The sequence below is a fragment of the Sessilibacter sp. MAH1 genome (assembly GCF_054658315.1).
The window spans coordinates 24,461-49,744 of the sequence record NZ_BAAGIC010000022.1 but is presented as its reverse complement, the minus strand read 5'-3'; the positions used below and the strand labels follow the sequence as shown (position 1 = coordinate 49,744).

16 protein-coding genes are annotated in these 25,284 nt (G+C 39.9%); 5 read left to right on the top strand and 11 right to left on the bottom strand.

Going from position 1 to position 25,284, the window contains the following annotated elements; translation table 11 throughout:
- Positions 1-36 precede the first annotated feature (36 nt).
- The 3 genes from pyrF to ACYQ28_RS17640 all read right to left on the bottom strand — a co-directional run bounded on the left by pyrF (position 37) and on the right by ACYQ28_RS17640 (position 2,856).
- Positions 37-771 (bottom strand): orotidine-5'-phosphate decarboxylase, encoded by a 735-nt coding sequence (gene pyrF, locus ACYQ28_RS17650; RefSeq protein ID WP_460052380.1) that lies wholly within the window; start codon positions 769-771, stop codon positions 37-39.
- A 646-nt stretch (positions 772-1,417) separates the two neighbouring features.
- Positions 1,418-1,741 carry a ComEA family DNA-binding protein gene (locus tag ACYQ28_RS17645; protein WP_460052379.1) on the bottom strand — a complete coding sequence of 108 codons (324 nt, stop codon included), beginning with the start codon at positions 1,739-1,741 and terminating at the stop codon, positions 1,418-1,420.
- Between the two features lie 449 nt (positions 1,742-2,190).
- A complete protein-coding gene (locus ACYQ28_RS17640) occupies positions 2,191-2,856 on the bottom strand; it encodes an OmpA family protein (protein ID WP_460052378.1) in 666 nt (221 codons plus the stop codon).
- Between the two features lie 482 nt (positions 2,857-3,338).
- Here ACYQ28_RS17640 and ACYQ28_RS17635 point away from each other — a divergent pair, with 482 nt between their 5' ends.
- The 3 genes from ACYQ28_RS17635 (at position 3,339) to ACYQ28_RS17625 (ending at position 9,857) form a co-directional block, all read left to right on the top strand.
- Positions 3,339-4,895 (top strand): cryptochrome/photolyase family protein, encoded by a 1,557-nt coding sequence (locus ACYQ28_RS17635; RefSeq protein ID WP_460052376.1) that lies wholly within the window; start codon positions 3,339-3,341, stop codon positions 4,893-4,895.
- 530 nt (positions 4,896-5,425) lie between these two features.
- On the top strand, positions 5,426-5,929 hold the full coding sequence (locus tag ACYQ28_RS17630) for a DUF302 domain-containing protein (RefSeq protein WP_460052375.1): 504 nt from the start codon (positions 5,426-5,428) through the stop codon (positions 5,927-5,929).
- A 718-nt stretch (positions 5,930-6,647) separates the two neighbouring features.
- A complete protein-coding gene (locus ACYQ28_RS17625) occupies positions 6,648-9,857 on the top strand; it encodes an extracellular metalloproteinase (RefSeq protein WP_460052374.1) in 3,210 nt (1,069 codons plus the stop codon).
- Positions 9,858-10,314: 457 nt separating this feature from the next.
- On the opposite strand, the gene ACYQ28_RS17620 is transcribed toward ACYQ28_RS17625, so the two are convergent.
- Positions 10,315-10,767 (bottom strand): response regulator, encoded by a 453-nt coding sequence (locus tag ACYQ28_RS17620; protein WP_460052372.1) that lies wholly within the window; start codon positions 10,765-10,767, stop codon positions 10,315-10,317.
- Between the two features lie 800 nt (positions 10,768-11,567).
- Here ACYQ28_RS17620 and ACYQ28_RS17615 point away from each other — a divergent pair.
- Positions 11,568-13,265, top strand: coding sequence for a PAS domain-containing sensor histidine kinase (locus tag ACYQ28_RS17615; protein ID WP_460052370.1), 1,698 nt, complete (start codon positions 11,568-11,570; stop codon positions 13,263-13,265).
- On the opposite strand, the gene ACYQ28_RS17610 is transcribed toward ACYQ28_RS17615, so the two are convergent.
- Positions 13,262-16,312 (bottom strand): CheR family methyltransferase, encoded by a 3,051-nt coding sequence (locus ACYQ28_RS17610; protein WP_460052369.1) that lies wholly within the window; start codon positions 16,310-16,312, stop codon positions 13,262-13,264. The genes ACYQ28_RS17615 and ACYQ28_RS17610 overlap by 4 nt on opposite strands.
- 277 nt (positions 16,313-16,589) lie before the next feature.
- The gene (locus ACYQ28_RS17605; protein ID WP_460052367.1) at positions 16,590-19,202 is read right to left on the bottom strand and encodes a sensor domain-containing protein; all 2,613 of its coding nucleotides are present in this window, start codon (positions 19,200-19,202) and stop codon (positions 16,590-16,592) included.
- A gap of 631 nt (positions 19,203-19,833) precedes the next feature.
- Here ACYQ28_RS17605 and ACYQ28_RS17600 point away from each other — a divergent pair.
- Positions 19,834-20,343 carry a serine acetyltransferase gene (locus tag ACYQ28_RS17600; protein ID WP_460052366.1) on the top strand — a complete coding sequence of 170 codons (510 nt, stop codon included), beginning with the start codon at positions 19,834-19,836 and terminating at the stop codon, positions 20,341-20,343.
- A 620-nt stretch (positions 20,344-20,963) separates the two neighbouring features.
- On the opposite strand, the gene ACYQ28_RS17595 is transcribed toward ACYQ28_RS17600, so the two are convergent.
- From ACYQ28_RS17595 to ACYQ28_RS17575, 5 genes are all read right to left on the bottom strand, one after another.
- Positions 20,964-21,497 (bottom strand): DsbE family thiol:disulfide interchange protein, encoded by a 534-nt coding sequence (locus tag ACYQ28_RS17595; protein ID WP_460052364.1) that lies wholly within the window; start codon positions 21,495-21,497, stop codon positions 20,964-20,966.
- 62 nt (positions 21,498-21,559) lie between these two features.
- Positions 21,560-23,575 carry a heme lyase CcmF/NrfE family subunit gene (locus tag ACYQ28_RS17590; protein ID WP_460052363.1) on the bottom strand — a complete coding sequence of 672 codons (2,016 nt, stop codon included), beginning with the start codon at positions 23,573-23,575 and terminating at the stop codon, positions 21,560-21,562.
- Positions 23,565-24,029, bottom strand: coding sequence for a cytochrome c maturation protein CcmE (gene ccmE, locus ACYQ28_RS17585; protein WP_460052362.1), 465 nt, complete (start codon positions 24,027-24,029; stop codon positions 23,565-23,567). Before ccmE ends, ACYQ28_RS17590 begins: the two co-directional genes overlap by 11 nt.
- Before the next feature lie 27 nt (positions 24,030-24,056).
- Positions 24,057-24,284 carry a heme exporter protein CcmD gene (ccmD, locus tag ACYQ28_RS17580; RefSeq protein ID WP_460052360.1) on the bottom strand — a complete coding sequence of 76 codons (228 nt, stop codon included), beginning with the start codon at positions 24,282-24,284 and terminating at the stop codon, positions 24,057-24,059.
- A 76-nt stretch (positions 24,285-24,360) separates the two neighbouring features.
- The gene (locus ACYQ28_RS17575; RefSeq protein WP_460052359.1) at positions 24,361-25,101 is read right to left on the bottom strand and encodes a heme ABC transporter permease; all 741 of its coding nucleotides are present in this window, start codon (positions 25,099-25,101) and stop codon (positions 24,361-24,363) included.
- Positions 25,102-25,284: the final 183 nt, after the last annotated feature.

The following is a 25,284-nucleotide window of genomic DNA, read 5'->3' as shown; positions in this document are numbered from 1 at the left end:
AATCATTCCAAGCCCTCTGTAGAGTAAAAAATATTATTATTTTTGCAAAGACAAATTGATCATTTCACAAACAGCTTTCGGATTTTCAGACTGTGTAATTGGGCGACCAACAACAATGTACGAACTACCAAGCTTCATTGCCTCTTCAGGTGTAACAACGCGTCGTTGATCATCACTTACGCTTCCCGAAGGCCTAATGCCTGGAGTAACTCTATGAAATCCGTCACCGAACCGGCTTTTAAGCATTGCACACTCTTTAGCAGAACATACAACGCCATCCAAACCAGATTCGAATACTAGCTGCGCATAATTCGCGACCAACTCTTCTGGAGACTTATCAATGCCCAGTTGAGCCAAATCGGATTCGTCCATACTTGTCAAAACGGTTACGCCAATCAATAAAGGTCTACGACTACCTTGGTACGAATCAAGTGCCTCTTTAGCCGCTCTCATCATACGTACGCCACCGCCAGCATGAACATTCACCATCCACACACCTAAATTTGCTGCACTTAAAACAGCTTTTGCACAGGTGTTCGGTATGTCGTGAAATTTCAAGTCTAAGAAAACATCAAATCCGCGATGAACCAACTCTTTTACCAAGCCGGGTCCCGCGCTGGTAAATAACTCTTTACCAACCTTTAACTTACATAGCTCAGGATGTAGCTGATCCACCAGTGCCAAAGCCTTATCTGCATTATCGAAATCTAATGCAACGATTAGTCTCGATTCATTATTTGCAGGCATTAAAGGGCTAATTGGATCAACCATACAAGTCTCATTTTTTATCAGTCAACAACAATGACTTCAATTCTTACCTAATAGGTCAAGTAGCTTACGGTGCGCAAATTCAACATCGTAAATATTAGAGAAGTCATTACAACGGCGAGCACAATTTACTGAAAAAAAAATGATTGTAAAGCCCCGCGGTTAATTATTGATCAAAAATAAACCACAAAAGTAATTCTATCGTAATATTGATAACGATAACTTATAACAATTCAGACCGTGTTTGCGAACTTGAAGAGCAGTGGAAATAACCCCAAGAAGCTTACGCTTTGAATAAAGCATACAAATGAAAAAAGCAAGAATTAATTCAGGTGTATTTGTTTTTATGAAGTTTAAATAACACCACAAAAATAGAGCCATTGACGAAATTAAAATGAGCTAGAAACACTTCTAATAAACCTACGCCTAAAATTAATCGACACCTAGGATTTAAAAAACTCAAGCCAACTCTTCTATGATGTCATCAAAAACTCTTGTAATGAAAAGAGTTTGAAAACACATCCCTGTGTTACGATAATCCATAACTAATTAGGATATTCTATAAAATGCATACAGAATATATCAGCAATTAATTTTAACGAATAAGATTTTATTGAAAAAGCTTAACGGTTAGCCCGACCGACAAAAGTTATTCGGTAGGCGTAATAATAATTCTATCTATATTTTTCTCATAAATTTTCTGACCAATACCTTTGACCTCTACAAGCTCTTCCGGATGTTTAAATGGACCGTTTTCTTCTCGCCAAGCAACAATGGCTTTCGCTTTTGACGGACCAACACCTACCAAAATTTTTGCCAAAAGATCTGCGTCAGCAGAATTAATATCAACACGCTCAACAACACTTGGCGCGCTAATATCATCAGCTTTCACCTCTGCATTTTGAGCGTAAACAAACGACGACAATAGTGCTGCAAAAATTAAATGAGCTATTAATAACAGTGGTTTTTTCATCATAATCTCCATAGAAAAAGAGCAAAAACTTTAATTCCAAGAACCAATGAAAACTAGACGAAATAATCGAAAAATAATGACCGACAATACAGACAAGCAGATGACGAGCGCCAAAGACTAAAGAATGAAATCAATAAACCTTTATTTATTACACTAAATTAACACGCGTAAAATTCTAAAAATACAATTTACGAACAGAAATATTCCCGTCGAAAATTTTCAGGTTAAGGTAGAAGTTATGAAGTGAAATTTTAGTAAGAAGATATAGAAAACTCTAATGAATTTAGAGTCCTCGGCAAGCCAACAAAGGATCGCCAATTTCAAGAACGATAAGTGATTGAAATTGTCAGGAAATTAGCAGCTTTTACAGCAATAATAAGCTCCATTAGAAAGAAAATCACAAACCGCAAAAAATTAAGGCTTGCAAACGCAAGCCTTAAGAATATCAATTAGGTAGTCGCTGGAAGCAACGTGATTTCGACACGTCTATTAAGCTGCTTACCTTCTTGAGTATTGTTGTCAGCGATTGGTTGACGCTCGCCAAAACCAACCGATTCTAAACGAACAGGGTTGATACCTTTGGTTTGCAAGTACGCCGAAACCGAGCGAGCGCGCTGCTCAGAAAGGCCCTGATTGAACGAGTCAGAACCATCGCTATCTGTGTGTCCACCAACCACAACCAAGGTCTTATCGTACTCTTTTAACACCAAACCGACAGAGTCTAAAACTGGGTAAAATTGCGATGCAATCTCAGATCGAGCAGTTGCGAAGGTTATGTTACCTGGCATGATAAGGTTGATGTTATCGCCCACACGCTCAACACTAACACCGGTTCCGCGAAGTTGCTTACGCAGCTTAGCTTCTTGAGCATCCATGTAATAACCAATACCACCGCCAATTGCACCGCCGCCAGCAGCTGCCGCTAGAATGCGTTGGTTACGGGTACGTGAATCATCATCACGGTTCTCAATGTAGGCAATTACGGCACCCACACTGGCACCAATACCCGCACCAATTGCGGTATTTGATGTTTTTTGCTCACCAGTGTACGCATCATAAGTTGTACAGCCGCCTAACATTGCAGCAATCGACACTGCACATAGAATTTTTTTCATTGAAGCTCCCCTTTTTTAAATCTATATAATCGTATAACGTTTCGCCCAATACCCAAAAGTTCAATTACACAAGTAATCAAGTTAAGACACATTGGTGAAATTCAACAAGTTCGATTACTTATCATCTCAATTGACTTTGAGTTGATCTACAAACTCGGTCTTGCAAACCTTAAACTGTTTAGAAATATAACATTTCAGATAAATAGAAACACAGCCGTATATCTCATCGTTAGTAAGTGGTCTTAAATCAACCCAAGTACTGATCCATTCTTATAACAGCCCGTTTGGAAAGTAATCCTTATCGCGCGTAGTAACACAGCAATAAGTATTCTAACAACTCATATCAAAACTCGTTAATAAATTACTAACAAAAAATGAACCAACTAAAATAAACCACTTTTAATGCTACTGCGTAGAACTCCTCTCTAATGATTGCCAACATTTGTTGATTAAAAAATCCCAGCTTTGTTTAAGTCTCCATGATGAAAAAACGCTATAAACACTTACGCCTAGTACTCGGTGATCAATTAAACATCAAGCATTCTTGGTTCAAACACAAGGATGACGAAGTTCTGTATGTACTAGCGGAGCTTAAACAAGAACAAACGTATGTTAAGCACCACGGGCAAAAAATTATTGCAATCTTTACAGCCATGGAAAAGTTTGCAAACGCGCTCAATAAATCCGGGTATCACTGTCTTCACCTAAATTTAGATGAAACCGCTGAGTTTGAAAGCCTCCCCCAAATGCTTACCAACCTGTTTACTCAATTTTCAATTACGACATTTGAGTATCAAAGACCCGATGAGTTTCGCCTACTCATGCAATTGCGAGATTTTTGCACAATCTGCGACATTGCAACAAAAGAGTTCGACACAGAGCATTTTTTATACACCACCAATGAAATACAAAAAAACTTCGAACAAAATAAACACTACACAATGGAATTTTTCTATCGAAAAATGAGAAAGAAATTCCATATTTTAATGGATGAAAACAATAAGCCATTGGGTGGCAAATGGAACTTCGATAAATCCAATCAAAATTCATTTAAGTCACAAGATCTGCAAAATATTCCTGCACCTCTTATATTTTCAAATGAAACGGCAGAAATCGTTAAAAGGTTACAAAGAAATAACATCCAGTATTTTGGTCAAACTGATCATTGCCACTGGCCAACCGACCGAAAAGAATCTTTAAAATTATTAGATTTTTTTTGCAACAATCAACTACAACACTTCGGAACGTTTCAAGATGCTATGACAAATCAGACTGCTTACTCCTGGAGTCTGTATCATTCCAGACTGTCGTTTTCTCTCAATATGAAAATGATTCACCCACTCGAAGTTATTCAAAAAGTTGAAGATACTTATTTGCAAAACCCAAATAAAATATCAATAGAGCAAGCCGAAGGATTTATTCGACAAATTCTAGGATGGCGAGAATTTATTAGAGCCATTTACTGGTCAAACATTGAAAACAAAAATAATCACAATTTTTTAAATGCACTTAACACACTGCCCGATTTTTTCTGGACAGCGAAAACAAAGATGAACTGTTTATCTGAAAGCATTAAACAATCTCTTGAATACGCCTACGCACATCACATTCAACGCTTAATGATCACCGGAAATTTTTGCCTACTAGCAGGCATAGATCCTCGCCAAGTAGACGAATGGTACTTAGGAATTTACGCAGACGCATTTGAATGGGTGCAATACCCTAACACACGTGGAATGAGCCAATTTGCCGACGGCGGGCTCGTCGCAACAAAACCTTACGCATGCGGTGCAAATTACGTCAACAAAATGAGTGACTACTGCAAAAACTGCGTCTATGATCCAAAAGAGAAATTAGGTGAGAACGCTTGTCCTTTAAACAGTTTGTACTGGAATTTTTTTCTGCAACATAAAAACCAATTCGAACATAATCCGCGGTTAAAATTTGTATACTCACACATTAATAAATTATCCACCGAAGAAACTAATGCCATAACCGAACACGCACATCAATTGATAACAGAATTAAATAACCTGTAAGAAATTTCGATTACACTTTAATAGTAAAGATTTTGATTAACCTAGACTTCTGCCAATACATGCTAGAATTGTTAATTTTTATAGAAAACTCTGATTAAACTAGAGCTTCCAGTGGTACAGGGATGTGTCGCCAATTACAAGAACGGTAAGTGATTCAAATTGTGAAGAAGTGGAAAATCGCATTTTCAATTTCAGCCTTCTGATTAAATCAGGAATAGTTAATCACAGGTTCCTATAATGATACCTATAGAAATTACAAAAGTACGAGAAATAGACATTTCAATATCTAATCTCTAATTTTTAAAATTCGACTACCTCTTTAAGACTAATCGCAAAACTACTCGAACGTTACTTGCGAGCGTCATAATATCGGCACATATAGCACAAAATTTTACAGCTCGTTAAAGCCTCAACGTTAAAAACTTGACCAAACTAACGTTAAGTCTTTTAGGAATTTGATAGATTCGTAGCATTAAATTGCATTAGAACACTATATCGAGTTGGAACATTATATTTAAGGAATACCGAGCATGAAGATTCAAACATTAAAAAAAGTCCTGCAAACACTAACCTCAGCAGCACTTATTCTAATAGCACCAACACTTGCAACGGCAGGTGAAAAAAATCAAGATTCTGATCTTAAAGGCATGATTACCATACCGAGCTCACTTTCTTTTTCTGAAACCAGTGCAAAATTACAAAAGGTATTGGAAGAAAAAGGCATGACCCTGTTTACGGTCGTTGATCATGCCAAAGGCGCTGCATCGGTAGGTATTGACCTAACCCCAACTAGCCTCTTTATATTTGGCAATCCCAAAGCAGGTTCTCCGTTGATGCAATGCTCAATATCGGTGGCTCTGGACTTACCTCAAAAAATCTTAATTACCGAATCAAAACAAGGTATTGTTTCGATTACCTACAACGATCCGCACTACCTGGCCGAACGCCATACTTTAACTGGTTGTGAAAATAATATCGAAAAAATCAGTGCAGCCCTAAATGGAATTGCTAACGCAGTGGCAATAAATCAATAACTGTGAGTTTAAAAATTTAACATCCACTTAAGGAAATTTTCATAAACTTAGAGTCTCGCATAAACTTTGAGTTAATTGAAATTCAAGTAATTAAGACTCTAGCAATTGTGACACAAGGATGTGTCGCCAACCACAGGAAGGGTAAATCTTTGAACTCCTGTCCTCCGATTCAATTATGAATGAGTTAATAAGATGTTCTCATAGACTGTAACCATCAATTGACTTCATTTATTAAAAGCAATGCTTTTTTAATTACCTTATAGGTTTTCTAATAAATTTCTCATAATTATCAGAAAACTCTCTCTGCAGCGTAATCCTAGTCAACTTTTTTAGAAATTCGAAAATCGCTAAAAAAAGTTTCTGTAATTTAAATTCATCATAACCAACGCAATAAAAAAATATTCTGCCCTGTAAGTTCTTCCAGCAAGCCTGTTTAAACTGTGTATTTTTCCTAACTTTTTAAAACTTATACGTGTTTGATAGTGAGGAGAGACTTTGTTAATGCGTTGTTAACTTTGTTCTCGTACTAAGTAAACTTTTATCAACTTTCTAGAGAACAAACCGAGCTTAAAATAATTCATAACTCAGTAATTGTGGGTGCTATGAATAGGAATATCCTGACCAAGCTTTATGTTGTTTTTAAAGCGTTTCGATATTTATCGAATAAGTAAAAAAAGTCAGGTTTCATCCTCACACTGCCACTGCCTTGGAGGTGTTTGTGACTTACAAAAAATCGAGCGGGAAAAATAATTCTTCTATGTTTAAGAAAAAATATCTTCCTTTGCTAACTGCACCGCTTTTAGCATTAGGTTTGTCGACTACGGTTGATGCTCAAATTGGGCAAACTCAATTCAGTCGTGATATCGACAACAGACCCACTAACGTACCTTTGGCAGCATTGCGTGCACCAAACACTGCACAAATGCAGGCCATTAACGCAATGCGTCAGGTCAATCCAGATATTTCTGCGACCTTTTCTGCTTTTGGGGCAACGCGTACATTAGCAAACGCAACAGGAAATTTAACCTTACCAAGCAAGGGCGCGCAAAACCCTCAAGCAGTAGCGCGAGCGTTTATTAACGGTAATATTGATGTATTAGGTTTAACCGCAAACGATTTGCGCGGTATGAAAATTACCGATGTTGTCGAATCTATAAGCGGTGTTACGCACTTTTATTTCGAGCAAAACTTGCAAGGTGTTCCGGTTTATAACGGACAAATGCAAGTACACGTTACAAAAGCTGGCGAAATCAGTATGGTGAATAATGATTTTATTCCCAACCTAGCCTCTTCTGTAAAAACCATGACACCTGCTATTAATGCTCAAGCCGCGGTTAGCGCTGCTGCTCGTGAATTAAACGTACCTTTATCAGCTGATCCGGCTGTTATGGAATCTCTAGCAGATGCTCAATCTTCGGTAATGATTGCCCAAGCGCAATTGTCACCAGATCCCATTAAAGCCAGTTTGGTATTGGTTCCTGTAACACCGGGCAACGTAACCCTTGCGTGGAATTTCCAATTTAAAATGGATCACGCATGGCCAGACGTTACCATTGATGCAGAAACCGGTGCGCTATTAACCAGCTTTGATTTAACAAAAGACGCTACATTCCGTGTCTATCCAGAACCTGTAGAAAGTCCAATTCACACCACACCATTACCACCAAATGACGCTCGCGTACTTGTGGTTAACCCAGAAGATCCTAACGCATCTCCAAACGGCTGGTTTAATGCAGGCACAAATATCATGGTCGGTAATAACGCCCATGCCTGTGCCGATCGAAACGGAAACAATGCGTGTGATACGCCAGAAGTAGCTTGCGCAGCGGGTCAAGTATGTGATTTCCCATTAAATCTCACCACAGATCCGGTAAACTCACTGAACGCAGCAATCACTAACTTGTTCTATTGGAACAACATTATTCACGATATCCAATATCAATACGGTTTCGATGAACAAGGTGGTAACTTCCAAGAGAATAACTTTGGTCTCGGCGGCGCCGGTTCTGACTCTGTTAACGCAGAAGCTCAAGACAACGCAGCAGGCGGTTCTAACTGTAACGCCAACTTCTCTACGCCAGCTGATGGTAGCAACCCTCGTATGCAAATGTTTTTGTGTAACGAAGGTAGCCCTTCTCGCGACGGTGATCTTGATAACGGTGTAATTACCCACGAATACGGTCACGGTATTTCAACTCGCCAAGTGGGCGGACCAAGCAATTCCAGTTGTTTGAACAACTCTCAGCAAGGTGGCGAAGGCTGGAGTGACTGGTTTGGTCTTGTCTACACCGCAAGAGCAACCGACCAAGCCACAGATGCTCGTGGTATAGGCGCCTATCTATTCGCTCTACCGCAAGACGGCACCATTCGTCCGCAGCAATACAGTACCGATCCTTCTGTGAACAACTACACCTACGAATCCGTTCGTGGTGCCATTATTCCTCACGGCGTGGGTTCTGTTTGGGCACAAGCGCTTTGGGAAGTTTACTGGGCATTGGTTGATGCACACGGTTATGAGTCAGACTTGATCAACTTCGATATCAACGATCCAAACGAAGCGGGTAACAAACGTGCGTTGTTCTATGTGAACGAAGGCTTGAAAAACACCGCTTGTTCGCCAACCTTTGTTAACGCTCGTGACGGTATCATTTCTGCGGTAACCAATAGCTTTAGCGGCGAAGACGTGTGTACCGTTTGGGGTGCGTTCGCAGCTTACGGTTTAGGTGTAGATGCAGTCTCAGGTGGCTCAAACAGCACCAACCCAACCAACGGCTTTGCACTTCCAGCACAATGTAACAATACTCCACCACCTGTTGTGCAGTGTTCTGATGGCTCACAACCGGTATACATTGCCGACTTTGAAACCGGTGCAGACGGCTGGTTTACGGGTTCAAACACCTGTACCACAGGTGCATTTGCATTGGGTACTCCAAACCTTGTTACCGATGGCGGTGTAACCACTCAAGTTGGTGGCGCGTTTAGTGGCTCAAATGCTTGGTTCACCCAACCAAACAGTGCAGCGGGTACAGTCGATGTTGATGGCGGCGTGTGTGAAACCTTCTCGCCATCGGTTAACTTAAGTGGCTTAAGTGCAGTCGAAATTGACCTATCTTACTTCCACGGTCAACGCGACGGCGGCGATGACGCAGCTGATGGATTCACCATTGAAGTTCTTAATAACGGTGCTGTAGTTGACACCATGGTTAGCATCGGTGACGTTGTTAGCAATGCTGCATGGACCCCGGCCAGCTCGGTAATTAATAACCCAGGTAACATTCAATTACGAGTTCGTGCTACCGATGGTGCCGCTGGCGGTGACCTAATTGAAGCGGGCGTAGATCGAGTGCTCTTCTGTGCTACTGGTGCAACTACTCCGCCACCACCTCCACCACCCACTGCAAACTGTGTTGTTGATGATGACTTTGAAAGCGGCGCAGGCGGTTGGAGCAACTCAGCACAATCAACTTGTGCGACCGGAACCTACGTATTGGGCACGCCAACCGAAATCATCAACGGCGGCGTAATTACCCAAGTAGGCGGGGCTAACAGCGGTGTCAACGCAATCTTTACTGCAACCAACACGTCTGCTGGTGTGAACGATGTTGATGGCGGTAACTGTATTGCTGAATCACCAAACTACTCAGTGCCAAGTTCGTCAACCTTGTCGGTATCTTACTTCCACGGTCAGCGTGATACCGGTGGTGATGCAGGCGACTTCTTCCGTTTAGAAGTATCTACAGACGGCGGTGTTACCTTCCAAACCTTAGCAAGCAATGGTGACACAGCCTCCAACGCTGCTTGGCAAACTGCCACAAGAACCATCCCTGCAGGCTCAAACGTTGTGATTCGCTCGCAATGTTCTGATGGCACCGCGGCGGGTGACTTGATTGAGTGTGGTATCGATGACGTAAGTATCTGTCCAAACTAAGATAACTACGTTATAAACTCGAAAAAGGCGAGCATCTGCTCGCCTTTTTTTATCCCTGCTTTATAAAACTGATTACCTATGATCGATAGAGTTAAACAAATCAGCAAAAATATAATCAGCAAAGAGTGAAAATAATTCTAAGATTCACTGAGGATTTCAATTTATTCAAATCTTCAATCATGGATTATGAGTAAAATCAGTAACCATCGTTGATGTTAAGGAAACTCTGATTAACCTAGAGTTTCTCGCGACACAAGGATGTGTCGCCAATTTCAAGAACTGTAAGTGATTGAAATTGTGAAGAAATTGGAAATCACATTTTCAATTTCTTCCCTCTGATTAAATCAAGGATGAGTTAATCAGAGGTTCCTTAAGATAAACCTTCTACCATCTAGAATTTAATTAAGACTGTCGATTACTGCTCTAAAATATCGTCAGAGAAAGCTCTCTTCAAACTCTAGGTTTTAGGCGCCTTTAAAACGATCGCTTTTTGACCTTCCTCTAAATCGATAATATCGAAATAGCACAGCAATGAACTAAACACATTGGAAAACTGCTCACCCATTTCAGATTTCACCAAAAAGCCGGCAATATCATAGGCCGAAACTGCTTTTTTATCGGAACTCGCAGCCGAGGTTGTCATCACAAACACGACGCTGTCAGCATAGTGATTATCCAGTCGCAATTCGTGTAAGAACTCCAACCCAGTCATTCTGGGCATGTTTAAATCCAAAATAATTAACAGAGGTTTATCTAACAAACGAGTCGATAGAATCTCCACAGCCTCTTCACCGTTGCTAGCAATAATTAAAGGATTAGTAATCGTATTTTTCTTTAGAGTTCGAAGAAACATCTCTTTATCAACAATGTCGTCTTCGACCAACAAAATATTGATGGGTGCGCCCCGCATGCATACCGCCGTAAGACATTTAAATAATATGAATAAAAATTTAGTTACTAATTCTCGGAACCACTGATTAACTCATCCATGACCTAATCAGGACAGACATTGAAAATGCGATTTCCAATTTCTTCACAATTTCAATCACTTACTGTTCATGAAATCGGCGACACATCCTTGTGTCGCTGAAAACTCTAGATTAATCAGAGTTTTCCATAGGAACAGTGGATTTTATCGATAAATCAATTAACATTAAAAGTCTTAAAAAAGCAAAGTATATTATTAAAACCTACTGATTGACACTTTAACGGTTACAGCAGAAAATCGTACCTTTAACGCAAATAAAAACCATGTTACATCAATAGCTTACCAACAGTAGAACTCAGTTTACATAATGGCATGACCATAAATCATACGGTAAAAATAAGTCGGGATACTCAATAATACTAGACATGTAAAAATTGGATTTAAAATACCGAGCTAGATCCAAAAACATTCTGTGTAAATAGCTTTAAATTTTTTGTATCGCGTCACTGAAAATTGCTCAAAACGACTATATTTAACAGAATAACACCCGATTTTCTTGCAGCCTACAAGCGTTATTATCTTTTACTACTATAGGAACCTCTGACTAACTCATCGATGATTTAATCAGAGCGCAGAAATTGAAAATGCGATTTCCAATTTCTTCACAATTTCAATCACTTACCGTTCTTGAAATTGGCGACACATCCTTGTGTCACCGGAAACTCTGGGTTAATTAGAGTTTCCTATAAATTTTGAATTATCAGGTCTATTTGAGCATAACCATGAGTGATGAAGATCAAAGCGAATACTTAAAAAAAGAGCTATACGAATTATTTGGTGGAAAAAAAGAGTTAATTCAACTGCTTGAACAAGGCTCAATGGACGGTATGTGGTATTGGGATATAGAAAAACCTGATAACGAATGGCTAAGCCCAAAATTTAAAGAAACATTTGGTTATAACGATTCAGAAATAAAAAATTCCCCCGAATGGTGGCAAGCTAATATTTTCCAAGAAGACCTAGACAAGGTTTTAGACAACTATCACAAGCACATCGCTGATCCAAACAACCCTTACGATCAAATCGTACGTTATAAACACAAAAATGGCGGAACCGTTTGGATTCGCTGCCGAGGATTTGCCAGCTTCAATGATAAAGGCGAGCCTATTCGTATGTTTGGCTCCCACTCAGATGTCACGCCGTTAATGGAAGCAAGGCAAGAACTGGAAATATTGCACGAGAAATTAAAACGCTCGGTTGAAGTCAATGAACTTGCTATACAAAATGCGCAAATCGGAATCTGGACTTGGGAATTAAATAAGAACAATTTAATTTGGAGCCCAGAAATGACACTGATTCATGGTTTGGATCAGCAAGCTCCACCGGCAAAACTCGAAACTTGGAAAGAAATTATCCACAAAGACGATAGAGAAAAATTTCAAGAATTCTTTGATCGATTGATCGAAACCGATCACTTAAAGACCTCAACATTCAGAATTACCAATAGCGATAATAATAAAATAAAATTTATTAACCTTTCTGCGCGATTATTCAAAGATACCAGTGATGTCGCTTACCGAGTTTTAGGTACAGCCTTAGATGTCACCGATGAAAAAACTAAAGAGTCGCAACTACAAACCTCAAACCAAGAATTAGAAACCTTTGCTTATGTCGCATCGCACGATCTTAAATCACCATTGCGAGGCGTTAAACAGCTGGCAAGTTGGATTGCGGAAGATATTAAAACCGAATTTGAAACACTCCCAGACTCCGTGGAAAAAAATATTGAGTTAATGAATGCGCGAATAAACCGCATGGAGCAGCTACTCGACGACCTACTTGATTACTCAAGAGTCAATAAAAATCTAGAAGAAGAAATCACACAAATTAACTTAACAGAAATCATTAAAAATATATTTGACTTAGTTAAAGGCAACAATTCGAAAGTCACACTAACCATTAAAGGCCAATTGCCGATTGTCTATTCCATAAAAACGCCACTTGAGCAAGTGCTAAGAAATTTAATCGAAAACGCTATAAAGCATAATACGGTTAACACACCCACCGTACACATTGAATACAATAGTTCGAAATGGTTTCACGAATTCAAAATTATCGATAATGGTCCGGGAATACCAGAGCGTCACAAAGAACGTATTTTTAAAATGTTTCAAAAACTACAATCTAAAGACAAGGTTGAAGGCAGTGGAATGGGATTGACCTTGGCCAAAAAACTGGTTGAATTCGCAGGAGGAAAACTTAGTTTTGAGAATATCGGAGTATTAGAGACAAAACGAAAACCCGCACATGAACTGATAGTCAATGTCAATGCGTTAAACAGTGATTATAATTTATCTGTAAAACCAATCCCGCCCGAACAAAATTCAGACGAGACACCAGAAAAGACCGGGTGTATTTTTAAATTCACATGGCCTAAGAATCACTTGAGCCATTTTGATAGAAAATACGACAACAATTAGATTCCTATATCTTCCAATACATCCTGAAGTTTTTGGCGTTCTAATACGTAATCCATGCTGCGTTGTAATAATTGCCCCGAAAGATCATCTTTACTCAAAAAATCGTATACCGCCGAATTTAAAAACTCTGAATCTAATCCTTGCTCGGCATAACTAGAAAGCACTATGACAGGGGTTTTTAAACCTTTAGACACCAGCGCATCAACAAACTCTTTCGCCGTGTGATTACTCAACAAATAATCAACAATACATACGTCGATATTATTAGATTCTATGGCCAATAAACCTTCTTCTATGTCTGAAGCAACTGCAACCTGATGCCGACGACTGGGAATTTTTCGAAGTAATTTAACCACGGCCATTTGATCGACTTCGTCATCATCAATGACCAATATTTTTAAATCATTGTCGCCGCCAATGCGTTTATTTGGACGAGACGAACCTTTAAAATATTCACGTATTTTATGCTGGGTTTCGAGCAGAGATTTCTCCATAAATTTTTGTCGAGAAATATCGGTTAAGGTAATTAATACCCCGGATTTTTGGCGCTCAGATTCGGAATGATAAGACAAAATACGAATTAGAATATCTTTACCCAATTTACTGACAACGGTTTTTTCAATTTCTTGCCCGCCGGCGATAACATTTGCGACGTCAGCAAAAAAATTGTCGTAATTTAAGTCGTACGACAAATGATGGAACGGACGACCTAGATCGGTAACACGCAAATTAATGTATTGCGCAGAAAATGGCGTAAATCGACGAATAGCAAGCTGTTCGTCCAAAAAGATAATACCAACCTTGGTAGCATTTACTACGCTATCCAGATCTTCATTGGCTTTAACCAGCTCAATAATTTTCTGCTGATATTCACTGTTAACAGTATAAAGTTCTTCGTTTACCGACTGAAGCTCTTCATTGGTACTTTGAAGCTCCTCATTGGCAGACATCAACTCCTCATTAGCAGATTGCAGCTCTTCGTTGGTAGTTTCTAATTCTTCTACCGTTACCTGAAGATTTTCTTGCTTTTTGATAAGTTCGTTTTCAAGATCAAGAATACGTTGACGAGATTGCTCAAAAGCATCAAAGGAAATTTTTTTGGACTTAGGGGTTGGCTCTAATTCACCGCTAATAAACTGAACAATATAATAGCGAGGCGATGAACTGTACTCGCCCTCTTTCACCGTAAAAACGGACAAATCGACCGATATAGAGTTATCGCTGTCGGCATGCATCATGACATCTTTATAATATACATCGCCGTCGTTTCTTTCACACCGATACAGCGCGGTAGAAACCGCCACACTTAAATCATCAACAATAATATCTTTAATATTATTACTGATTTTACCCGGACGAATGCCCTTGGTGTATTCACTAACATCACCGTAAACGTGTATCGCTTCAAAACTGCTGTTTAAAACGATGCAATCAGGAGCATACTCCTCTACCAATCTTTCTAGGACAGAATTAAGTCCATTTTTTGCCCCAACTCGAACGGTTTTTAATATATTTGAAATCGGTGGCATTACTCGTGTTTCGGTACTGGGGTGATTAACGCCCAAATTCGGAGGAGTATTACCTATGGGGACGCGCATGTTACTGATTTTCATAAATGTACGTGCACGTTCATTGATAGGTTCGAAATGTGATTGCAAATCACCCAACGATTCTGACGAACCAAGAAACAAATAACCGTTTGGCTTTAACGCAAAATATAACGAGGCCAGCACTTTCTTTTGGGTAGAATGTTGAAAATAAATCAACACATTACGACAGCTCACCAAATCGATATTCGAAAACGGTGGGTCTTCAATCATGTTATGTACAGCAAAAATAACCATTTGCCGAAGCTTGGGGGAAACTACATAAGATGTATCTTCATGTTCAAAATATTTTTCTAATCGCTCAAGACTAATATCCTGAGTGATGTCGGCGGAATAAACACCAGAGCTTGCCTCTGCAATTGCCTCTTCATCAACATCGGTGGCAAAAATTTTTACTGTACAATTTAGGTTTTTGCGATTAATTTCTTCATCAATTAAAATAGCCAGTGAATAGGCTTCTTCACCGGTGGAACAACCAGCCACCCACAGTCGAATACCTTCCCGTTTGTTTTTATGACTTTCAACAACCTTTGGAATCACCTGTTGTATTAAATTTTTATAAGCATCGTCGTCGCGAAAGAACCGAGTCACGCCAATTAGTAATTCACGACTTAAAATTTGTAATTCTCTTGGCGAATCGATTAATAACCGAAGATAAGCGTCTAATGAAGTTAACTGATTAATACCCAGTCGCCTTTCTATTCGACGCGCAACAGTAGAAGCTTTATATTGAGAAAAATTAATAGAAGACTGACTACGTAACAACTTAAATATTTCATCAAGAGTGTCGTCATTTGAGGATATGGGTAAACGCACGGCTGTGCCTTCACCGGAAATAGATGGGTGACGAATAAATTTTAAGATGCTCTGCCCCATTTGCTGAGGTGGCAAGGACATATCCGCAAGACCCGTATTACAAGCACTGATAGGCATACCATCAAACTTTGCAGAACCCGGCTCTTGGACAATAACCAAACCTCCGGACTCTTTGAGTGCTTTAATACCGCGGGTACCATCACTACCTGTACCCGACAAAATAATACCAATGGCTCGATCTTGTTGGTCTTCTGCTAAAGAACGTAGAAATATATCGATTGGCATGTGCGGGTGTCCACCCGGCATCTGATCTGATAAAAGTAACTTACCTTCGGCGACCAACATATTCTTACGAGGTGGAATTAAGTAGATGCAGTTAGCTTCGACGGTTACGCCATCGGCAACTTGATAAATAGGCATAGAGGTATGCTTAGAGAGAAGCTCAGGCATCATACTTTTAAAATCAGGCGAAAGATGCTGAACAACAATAAACGCCGCATCTGTACCTTCAGGTAAATGACTAAAAAATTCAGCTAGCGCCTCTAAACCGCCGGCGGATGCGCCAATACCCACATAATAAGAAGGCTGCGCAAATGCACAGCTATTTTCAAATTGCTCGCTCATAGGTTATTTCACGGGATAATGTATAATTATGCGTCAAACTAACAGTTATTATTGAAGCATTATTAGCCGCTATACTAACTCAGATACATCATCGTGAATACCAGTCTACAATTTTTTAAAAATAATTATTGAAGCTCAACTACCAGTCAGCCAGTTATAAAAAATATATTTTTTGTTGCATTTCTGAATTTTTACACAACATTATTTCTAAAAATTTAATATTTCCTATATTAATCAGCAATAATTGTTTTTACTCAGAAAGTACTCAAATACATTTTTACAACAACCAATGTTCAATCAACTCTTGACTGGTAATGGGTTCAGAAAAATAGAAACCTTGCTGTAAAAAACATTCGTTATATTCTAACCAATTTTTAATATTAAGTTGATCAACACCTTCCGCGACCACTCCAATTCCTAAAGCCTTCGCCAAAGATAAAATGGCCTTAACGATCTTGGCATCTTCTTCATCGTGTACAACGTCTTTTATAAAACTCTTATCGATCTTGACATAATCTAAAGGCATTGTACGCAGGTGAGAGAGCGAGGAATATCCGGTACCGAAATCGTCCAATGCAATCGTAAAACCGGCTTGAGACAGATCGAATAAAACTCGGCTTGCCTGTTCAGGATCGTCAATTAAAGCCGTCTCCGTTACTTCGAGTGTAAAAACATTACTGTTAAATTTATATTTATCACATAACGCCGTTAACACGGTAACAAGGTCTGAATTTCTCAATTGTTTTGCTGATATGTTTATGGATATTTTAATATTATCAACGGCGAGAGATTTTGAGATCCAAAGAGATAATTCATAAAACACAGCTTCAAACAACCACCGTGAAAACTCATCAATCAGTCCGGAATCTTCGATAATTCGAATGAAGACATCTGGCGAAATAGGCTCTACACCTTTTAATGACCAACGCGCCAGTGCTTCTACGCCTACTATTTTATTTGAGAGCACATCTATTTGAGGTTGATATAAAACTTTAAAGTCTCCCGTAGGATTTTCTTTTAAGCTTTGTTTTAAATACAATAACGTCGCTGCATCCTTATCCAGTTCTGCGGTATAAAATCGAAATTGATTTCTACCAGCATTCTTAGCTTTATACAAAGCAGCATCTGCCTGACGCACCAACGTAACTGCGTTTACATTAGCGCTGTCACCAACGGCAATACCAATACTACAAGTTACATAGATTGTTCTATCACCCAAAATGAACGGGGAGTTAAAGGTAGAAATTAGTTTTTCTGCGGTAGAATTGATGGATTGTGGATTGTGTAGATTGGTAAGAATTACCGTAAACTCATCTCCCCCCAAACGCGATATAGTATCGACTCGTCGTAATGAACTGGTCAAGCGTTTCGCCACTTCTTTTAAAAGCCGATCTCCTGTTTCGTGTCCGAAAGTGTCGTTAATTGATTTAAACTTATCTAAATCAATAAAAAAAAGACCAACCATGCCATAACGGTGTATTCCTTGAATTGCGACCTCAAGTCGATCATGAAAAAAGCTTCGATTAACTAAACCTGTTAACTGATCTCGTTCGGCAATATCTTTTAGTTTTTTCTCTTTGCGCAAATTGTCAGTGATGTCTTGGGCGCTGAGAATTACACCGCTAACCTCTCCGTATTCTGAAATTAAGCATCGGGCATCTATACGTGCCCAAATGATCGTGCCTAGGGGAGACTGCAACCGAAGATTACAGGTATAACTACCACTATTGCTTAACCCACTTCTCAATTTATTAAGAGCTTCTCGAACATCGTCTGGATGAATTGCATTAATCCACCCCAATTGAACGCTTTCTTCGGGTGATAAATGAGACAATTCACACCAAAAATCATTAACATAAGAGCACTCCCAGCGACTGTTCAATTGAATTAATCCCACCGGAGCAAGATTGGTCAGTGCCTTTTGATGCAAGTAGCGTACTTCATATTCGGAATTTGCGAGGGCTAATGCGTTGACCTTTCTCATGGCCAGGCCTCTTACAATATGGAGCCCTGTGCAAAATTGAAAACTTCTTACCTCGACCTCCACTTTAGAACCGTCATAAGCGACAATATTGGCGCGTTGAAATCCATGGAAACTCGAACTCAACTGACTCAACAACTGAAGATCCTTTTCATTACGAAGAAAAGATTCCTCTCTCTGTTCAAAAAAAGACCCAATAAATGTATCAATGTTTTTATTAACTAGCGTTGATTTGCTAGCACCTAAAAGGTCTACTGCTGGAGTGTTAACAAATAATATTTTGTCATTTCGGTCATACGCTACAATACAGTCGAACAATAAATCACAAAACGTCTCCAGTTGCGGCAGTACCGCTCCCCAGGAATTTTGTTCTAAAAAACGATTCCCAACATCTGTACTTAAAGCGTTAAGGAAAGCCCTCAGGGCAAGAAAAAGCCGAGTCAATGCTTGATTATTATTAAGCTCCACCATTTTTTTAGGCGCAGACATAACAAAAATCAATCGTATGGTGCCTTTATTTAACAGAGGTAAAAACGTGTAACTATCGTAGAGGATTTTATTTTCTGGAAAATTTAGACCTTCACATTCATTTGATAATAACGAAATGCATTTAGAGCGACGCATTCGGTCTAAAAAAATTGTATTTATTGTAAAGTCATTTTTTTTATTAAAAACTTTTTTAAAAATACCATTCTCTATTACAGAGGAGCCCACCAGCGACATTTTATTGATGTCTGCATTGCTTTGAATATCTGTGCAATCCCATACAAACGCATATTCAGATTCAAAAATAAAACTAATCTGTAAAAGCACATTTAATATTACTGAATCAGATTCAGTTCTCGCAAATGAATCTTTTGAGCCCCAAATACCGGCAATCCCGGACAACACTTTATTAGCCTTAGTCATATCCGGCGCAGCCCTAAATCGTTGTATAAATTAAAACATCGACACTTAGAAGGTATAGTCAAAATAGCAGACGACGTCAAAAAAAATACCCGTTTAACTGCCGGTCATTCAAGCCGGGAGTTTAAGAATGATTTTAGAAGTATCAAAAAATAATAATTTATAATTGTCTAAAGCTCTAAAAAGTCACGCGCCGTAACGAGTCTGCTCAGGTCTTTAGGTAAACATGCTCACCGGATGTTTTTTAATATTCAATCTAATTATTTGAACAAAACCATACCTGCAACACTTTTACCCTGAGAACGTAAGCACAAAAGTGCTTTAAAAATCTAAAATGAAATGAACAACATTGTCTTTTATAGGTCTTTCGGTGAACCAAAGGATTTGATACAGCCCGATTAATAGTATTTTAACCGATGCTGTTTGGTTAGATTTGGAGTGAAATATTAGACGACTTGTTATTTTAATATTCAAGACCGCGCAGGTTAATCGTTTTTCTTACTTGAATACCAGTTTAAATTAGCGTGAGCTACTCGTTATTATTAACAAGGTATTTTTGTTAGCTTTCGATTATGAAACTCACTATGTTAGACTCTATCCATGCTGTGGAGCTGTAGGACAAATGGATTCAAAAGTGAAGAATGATGTAGATTGGCAGACGCCAATATGGGATCGAGAAAAACCCAGACGTTTTTGGGATCCCAGTCGCAAATTGCTTTTATCAATAAGGGATTATCAAAAGCTCAAAATGAAAGGCGATGCTCTGTCGACTCTTTTCATGAAGTTTTGCGTACTTCGTCACCGATTTTGGACCGTGGTTACCGGTGCAGAAATAGATCTTAATTGCCAAATTGGTGGTGGTTTATTAATGCCGCACCCTAACGGCATTGTGATTCATCCACATGCGGTTATTGGTGTGAATTGTTTGATTTTTCAACAAGTCACCTTGGCAGGAAAGGTAGAGCTTGGATATCACGTAGATGTAGGCGCGGGCGCAAAAATTCTTGGGCCACTAAAGATTGGTGATAATGTCAGAGTAGGTGCAAATTCTGTTGTCACAAAACCAGTTGCATCAAATCAAACTGTCGTTGGCATACCTGCAATGCCAGTGGTACGGTGTAAAAAAAACGCCGTGAACCTCTAAATCATAAAGCCTAAACTCCCCCTTAATTCTTCAAATACGTGACTATCACCAAGTAGCTCACGTAATAACAAAACCGAGTAGACGATTCCTCGCTATTTCTATTAAGTCAAACCCAAAGGCTTCCCGGAATGTTATCGCAAACATGCCTTAGGAACCTTTAATTCACTTATCTCTCTCCAAATCTAAGTGCAGAAAATGGTAATGCGCCTTCCAATATCATTGGAGTTTCTGGGGTTTATTATCGTTCAAATTGACGACGGATATTTTGGGGTTGCAGGCAAAACCTGGATTTCAAATAATCAAAAAATTCTCAGGTATTTAACGGGACTACTCACGCAAAGGTCTCGCATAAAGGTATTGGATGTCGAATTATGCTTATTCTCTGTCTTGAATAATTTTTATTAGAATTATTTACCTACATCAATTACCCAACACTGGATATGCGTTCTAACATTTTATTTTGTATAGGATAAAATTATAGAAACTGGTTAATTTAAGTATTTCTAATAAAAAAGAATTAAATTGGTAGGAATAAAAAGATAATGAAATAGTACATAAAACAAGAGCCACAGATGTGTGGCTCTTGTTTTGTGCTTCTCAAAATAAGTCGCTAAAAGAAATTATAAAGAGGAATAAATAGGCGCGATTTTACTTTGCCAAACGTCCTTGGTAACAACACCAATGTGCTTATAACGGATGAACCCTTCTGAATCAACGACATAGGTCTCTGGAGCACCGAATACTCCCAAATCCAAACCCAGCCTACCCTCATCATCAACAATGTTCATAGAATAAGGATTGCCAAGCCTAGCAAGCCATCGCTTGGCTTCTTCGGTGTCGTCTTTGTAGTTCATGCCGTAAATATTCACGCCCTGTTCCGCAAGCTCTACCAAATAGGGGTGCTCTTGACGGCAGGCAACACACCAAGTAGCCCAAACATTCAACAAATAAGGTTTACCCTTCAAGTCATTTTGAGTGATGTTACTTTCAGGGTTTTCTAGATTTGCCAATGAAAAATTAGGAACCGGTTTATCGATCAGAGCGCTTGGCATCTCTGTGGGATCAAGAGATAAGCCGCGATAAAAAAATACCGCCAGTACCAAAAATACCGCCAAAGGTATAAAGAGTTTTAATCTGCCCAAAATATTACCCATCCACCACTGCCGCGAGTAAAAAATCGACAGTGGATTGATTGAACCATTACGTTTAATTTGCCTTAGACTTTTGCTCCGGCGAGATCAGTATCGACTTGATCCGCACTTGAGCTTTGTACCGTCTCGACCGCTGGATTTTTGCGTTTTACATGAGCACGGTAGCGCTTATCGGCAATTGCCATAAAACCACCTAGGGCCATGAAAACCGAACCAAGCCATATCCAGGCGACAAAAGGTTTAAAGTAAACTCGCATTGCCCAAGAACCACCAGTTAGAGGCTCGCCCAGCGCAATATAAATATCTCGGAATAAATTCGAGTTTATTGAAGCTTCGGTCATGCTAGGACCGCCCGAAAAATAATTGCGCTTTTCAGGCATAAGTATCTCAAGCACCTTACCATCTGAGCTCACTTCAATTTTGCCGCGCTGAGCCGTATAGTTTGGCCCAGGTACCTGTTCAACGCCGTAGAACAGGAACTCGTAACCACCAGCCTCAACCGTAGCGCCGGGGTCCATTCGAACATCTTTTTGTTCGCTGTAAATGGTATTAAGAGTGACGCCAAGAACCGTTACCGCAACGCCTAAATGCGCAAATACCATTCCGTAAAAGCTTAGAGTCAGACGTCGCAAACCCGCGACAAAACTGCTCGCATTGCGTGTTTTATGAATCACTTCAGCCACAGTGGTTGCGATAATCCAAATACCTAAAATCGCCGCAATAGCAGCCGATATTGAGTAAGAATCGCCATACACGGCCGGAAAGATTAAGCCCAAAATAACGCTAATGGTTAAAGGCTTGAACAGAAGATTTTGAATGTATTTGAGCGGAGATTTTTTCCAGCTCGCCAAAGGACCAATACCCAGCAACACGCAAACAATGGCCATTAGAGGCACAAATAACGCATTAAAATAAGGAGGCCCAACCGATACTCGCCCCCACCCCAACGCATCGGCAATCAATGGATACAAAGTACCCAGCAGCACAGTAGCCGACATCACCACAAACAAAACGTTGTTGCCAAGTAAAAGCGTTTCTCGTGATAACACGTCAAAACGACTGATACTTTTCACTTGCGGAGCTCTAAAAGCGTACAGCAATAAAGATCCACCAACGGCGAAGAGTAAGAAAATTAATATAAAGGTTCCCCGTGCTGGATCTGTAGCGAATGCATGAACGGAGGTAATTACTCCAGAGCGAACCAAGAAGGTACCCAGCAAGCTTAAAGAAAAGGCAAATATCGCTAATAAAATCGTCCAGCTTTTAAACACGCCACGCTTTTCGGTTACGGCTAGAGAATGGATTAAGGCAGTTCCAACTAGCCACGGCATCAGTGATGCGTTTTCGACGGGGTCCCAGAACCACCAACCACCCCAGCCAAGTTCGTAATAAGCCCACCAGCTCCCTAGGGCGATGCCTAAAGTTAAAAAAGACCAAGCCACCGTTGTCCAAGGACGAGACCAGCGTGCCCACGCGCTATCTAATCGGCCACCAATTAGTGCGGCAATTGCGAAGGCAAAGGCTACAGAGAATCCGACGTATCCCATGTAAAGCATGGGTGGATGGAAGATGAAACCAGGATCTTGTAAAAGCGGGTTCAAATCCGACCCTTCTGCGGGTTGATCAGGCAACAGACGATCAAACGGATTTGACGTTAATAGAGTAAAAAGTAAAAAACCAACTGCAATCATGCCCATTACCGATAAAACGCGGGAGAGCATTTCTAACGGCAGATTACGACTAAAGAGAGTGATCGCAAACGTCCAAGCTGACAACATCCAAGCCCATAGCAGCAATGATCCTTCATGACCACCCCACACTGCGCAAAGCTTGTAATAGATCGGCAGCAAGCTGTTGGAGTTTTGGCTAACGTACGCAACCGAAAAGTCATCTTGACCGAAGGCTATTGCCAAACACATAAAGGCTATCGTGCAGAACACAAAGAAACCTGTCGCAAGCGAACGCGAAGACTGCATTAATAAGGTTTGGCCGGTAAAACTACCAACGAGCGGCGCTATAGAAAGAAAAATACACAAAAATAACGCCAAAATAAGGCTAAAGTGACCGATCTCAGGAATCATAAGGAATTACCTCACAAGTCTTTTGATGCTCTACACCGTCACCGGCCATATCCGCAACTTCTGGTGGCGTATAATTTTCATCATGTTTGGCCAACACTTGAGAAGCTTTAAAAATACCATCTTTTGTGACTTCGCCACTCACTACAGCCGCTTCACCTTCGGCAAACAAGTCAGGCAAGATTCCGCTGTACAAAACCTTAACCTGTGAGTTTCCGTCGGTAATGGCGAATTCGACTTCTAAGCCAGCATCAGACCGAACCACCGAACCTGGAAGCACACATCCGCCAGCACGAATATGTTTATTGACGGGAGCTTCCCCCGACACAATTTTAGAAGGTGGATAGAACAGGTTAATGTTTTCGCGCAAAGCAAAAACAATTAAGCCAATTGCAATCGAAGCAAAAGCGACGATGAATAACACCAAGTACAGACGTTGTTTTCTTACAGCATGCATGATTGAATCACTTTAGAACGGATAGATTTACCAACTTTGCTTAGCTTCCGTCACTGATGCAGGAGCATCAGAATTCTCGGATTGAGCAACTTGTTCCTGACGTTTATAGCTTTTCAAAAGCTTTTTCTGTGTTCGAATGGGTGCGATTAACAAATAACCAATAGCGATAAAGGTTATTAGATAACACACCCAAACGTAGGGTCCATGCCCCGCCATATTAAAAAATTCTGATAGATTGTCGAATTGAAATTGCATTAACTAACCTATTAATTGTTATTTTCCCTAACATCTACGGTAATAACCGCAGATTTACCGCTTCTCAAATCTAAACTTAAGAAGCTAGGGCAAGATCCTTTACCCACTTCGCTTTACGTTCTTTTTGTAGGATTTCAGTGCGTGTTTTTAGAATCAACGCAGTTGCATACAATACGTAAAAACCAATAACCATGATCAACAAAGGATATTTCATTGAAGGATCAATGGTGCTTGCTTCGGTAAACTTAATCGTTGCTGGTTGATGCAGGGTGTACCACCAATCAACCGACTTGTAGATGATCGGAATGTTTACGGTGCCGACCAACGCCAAAATTGCGCTGGCCTTGTTCGCTGCATCTTCACTTTCAAAAGCATTTTGTAGAGCCATTACACCCAAATACAAAAAAAACAGAATCAACATTGATGTGATTCGAGCGTCCCAAACCCACCAGGTTCCCCAAGTTGGCTTTCCCCAAACTGCTCCTGTAAACAAAGACACAAAGGTCAGGATTGCGCCTATAGGTGCAGCAGCACGCAGTACCACAAACGACACTTTCATGCGCCAAATCATACCTATGGCACCACTGATTGCCATGATGTAATAACCGGCTAGAGCCAAGAAAGCCGCAGGTACATGAATATAAATAATACGATAACTATTACCTTGCTTGGCATCGGCAGGAGCAAAACCTAAACCCCAAATCGAGCCCACAGCCAATAGAATTAAGGCGATTGAAATTAGCCAAGGCAGCCATGCCGTACTTTTTTCGTAGAACCATCTGGGAGATCCCAATTGATGAAACCATGTCCAAGCCATTTTTCTATCCTCAAGCGCGCCGAAAGCACGTTAACCACACATTTCCTAAGATTTTACACAGGGACTCTATAATCGAGTAGATTCAAGGTATACATACCTTATGACTTTAAGCGCTGTCGATATAGGTATTTCACCGATTTACACTCTGAATAAAAATGAAACACGGCAATTTTTACTGAACTT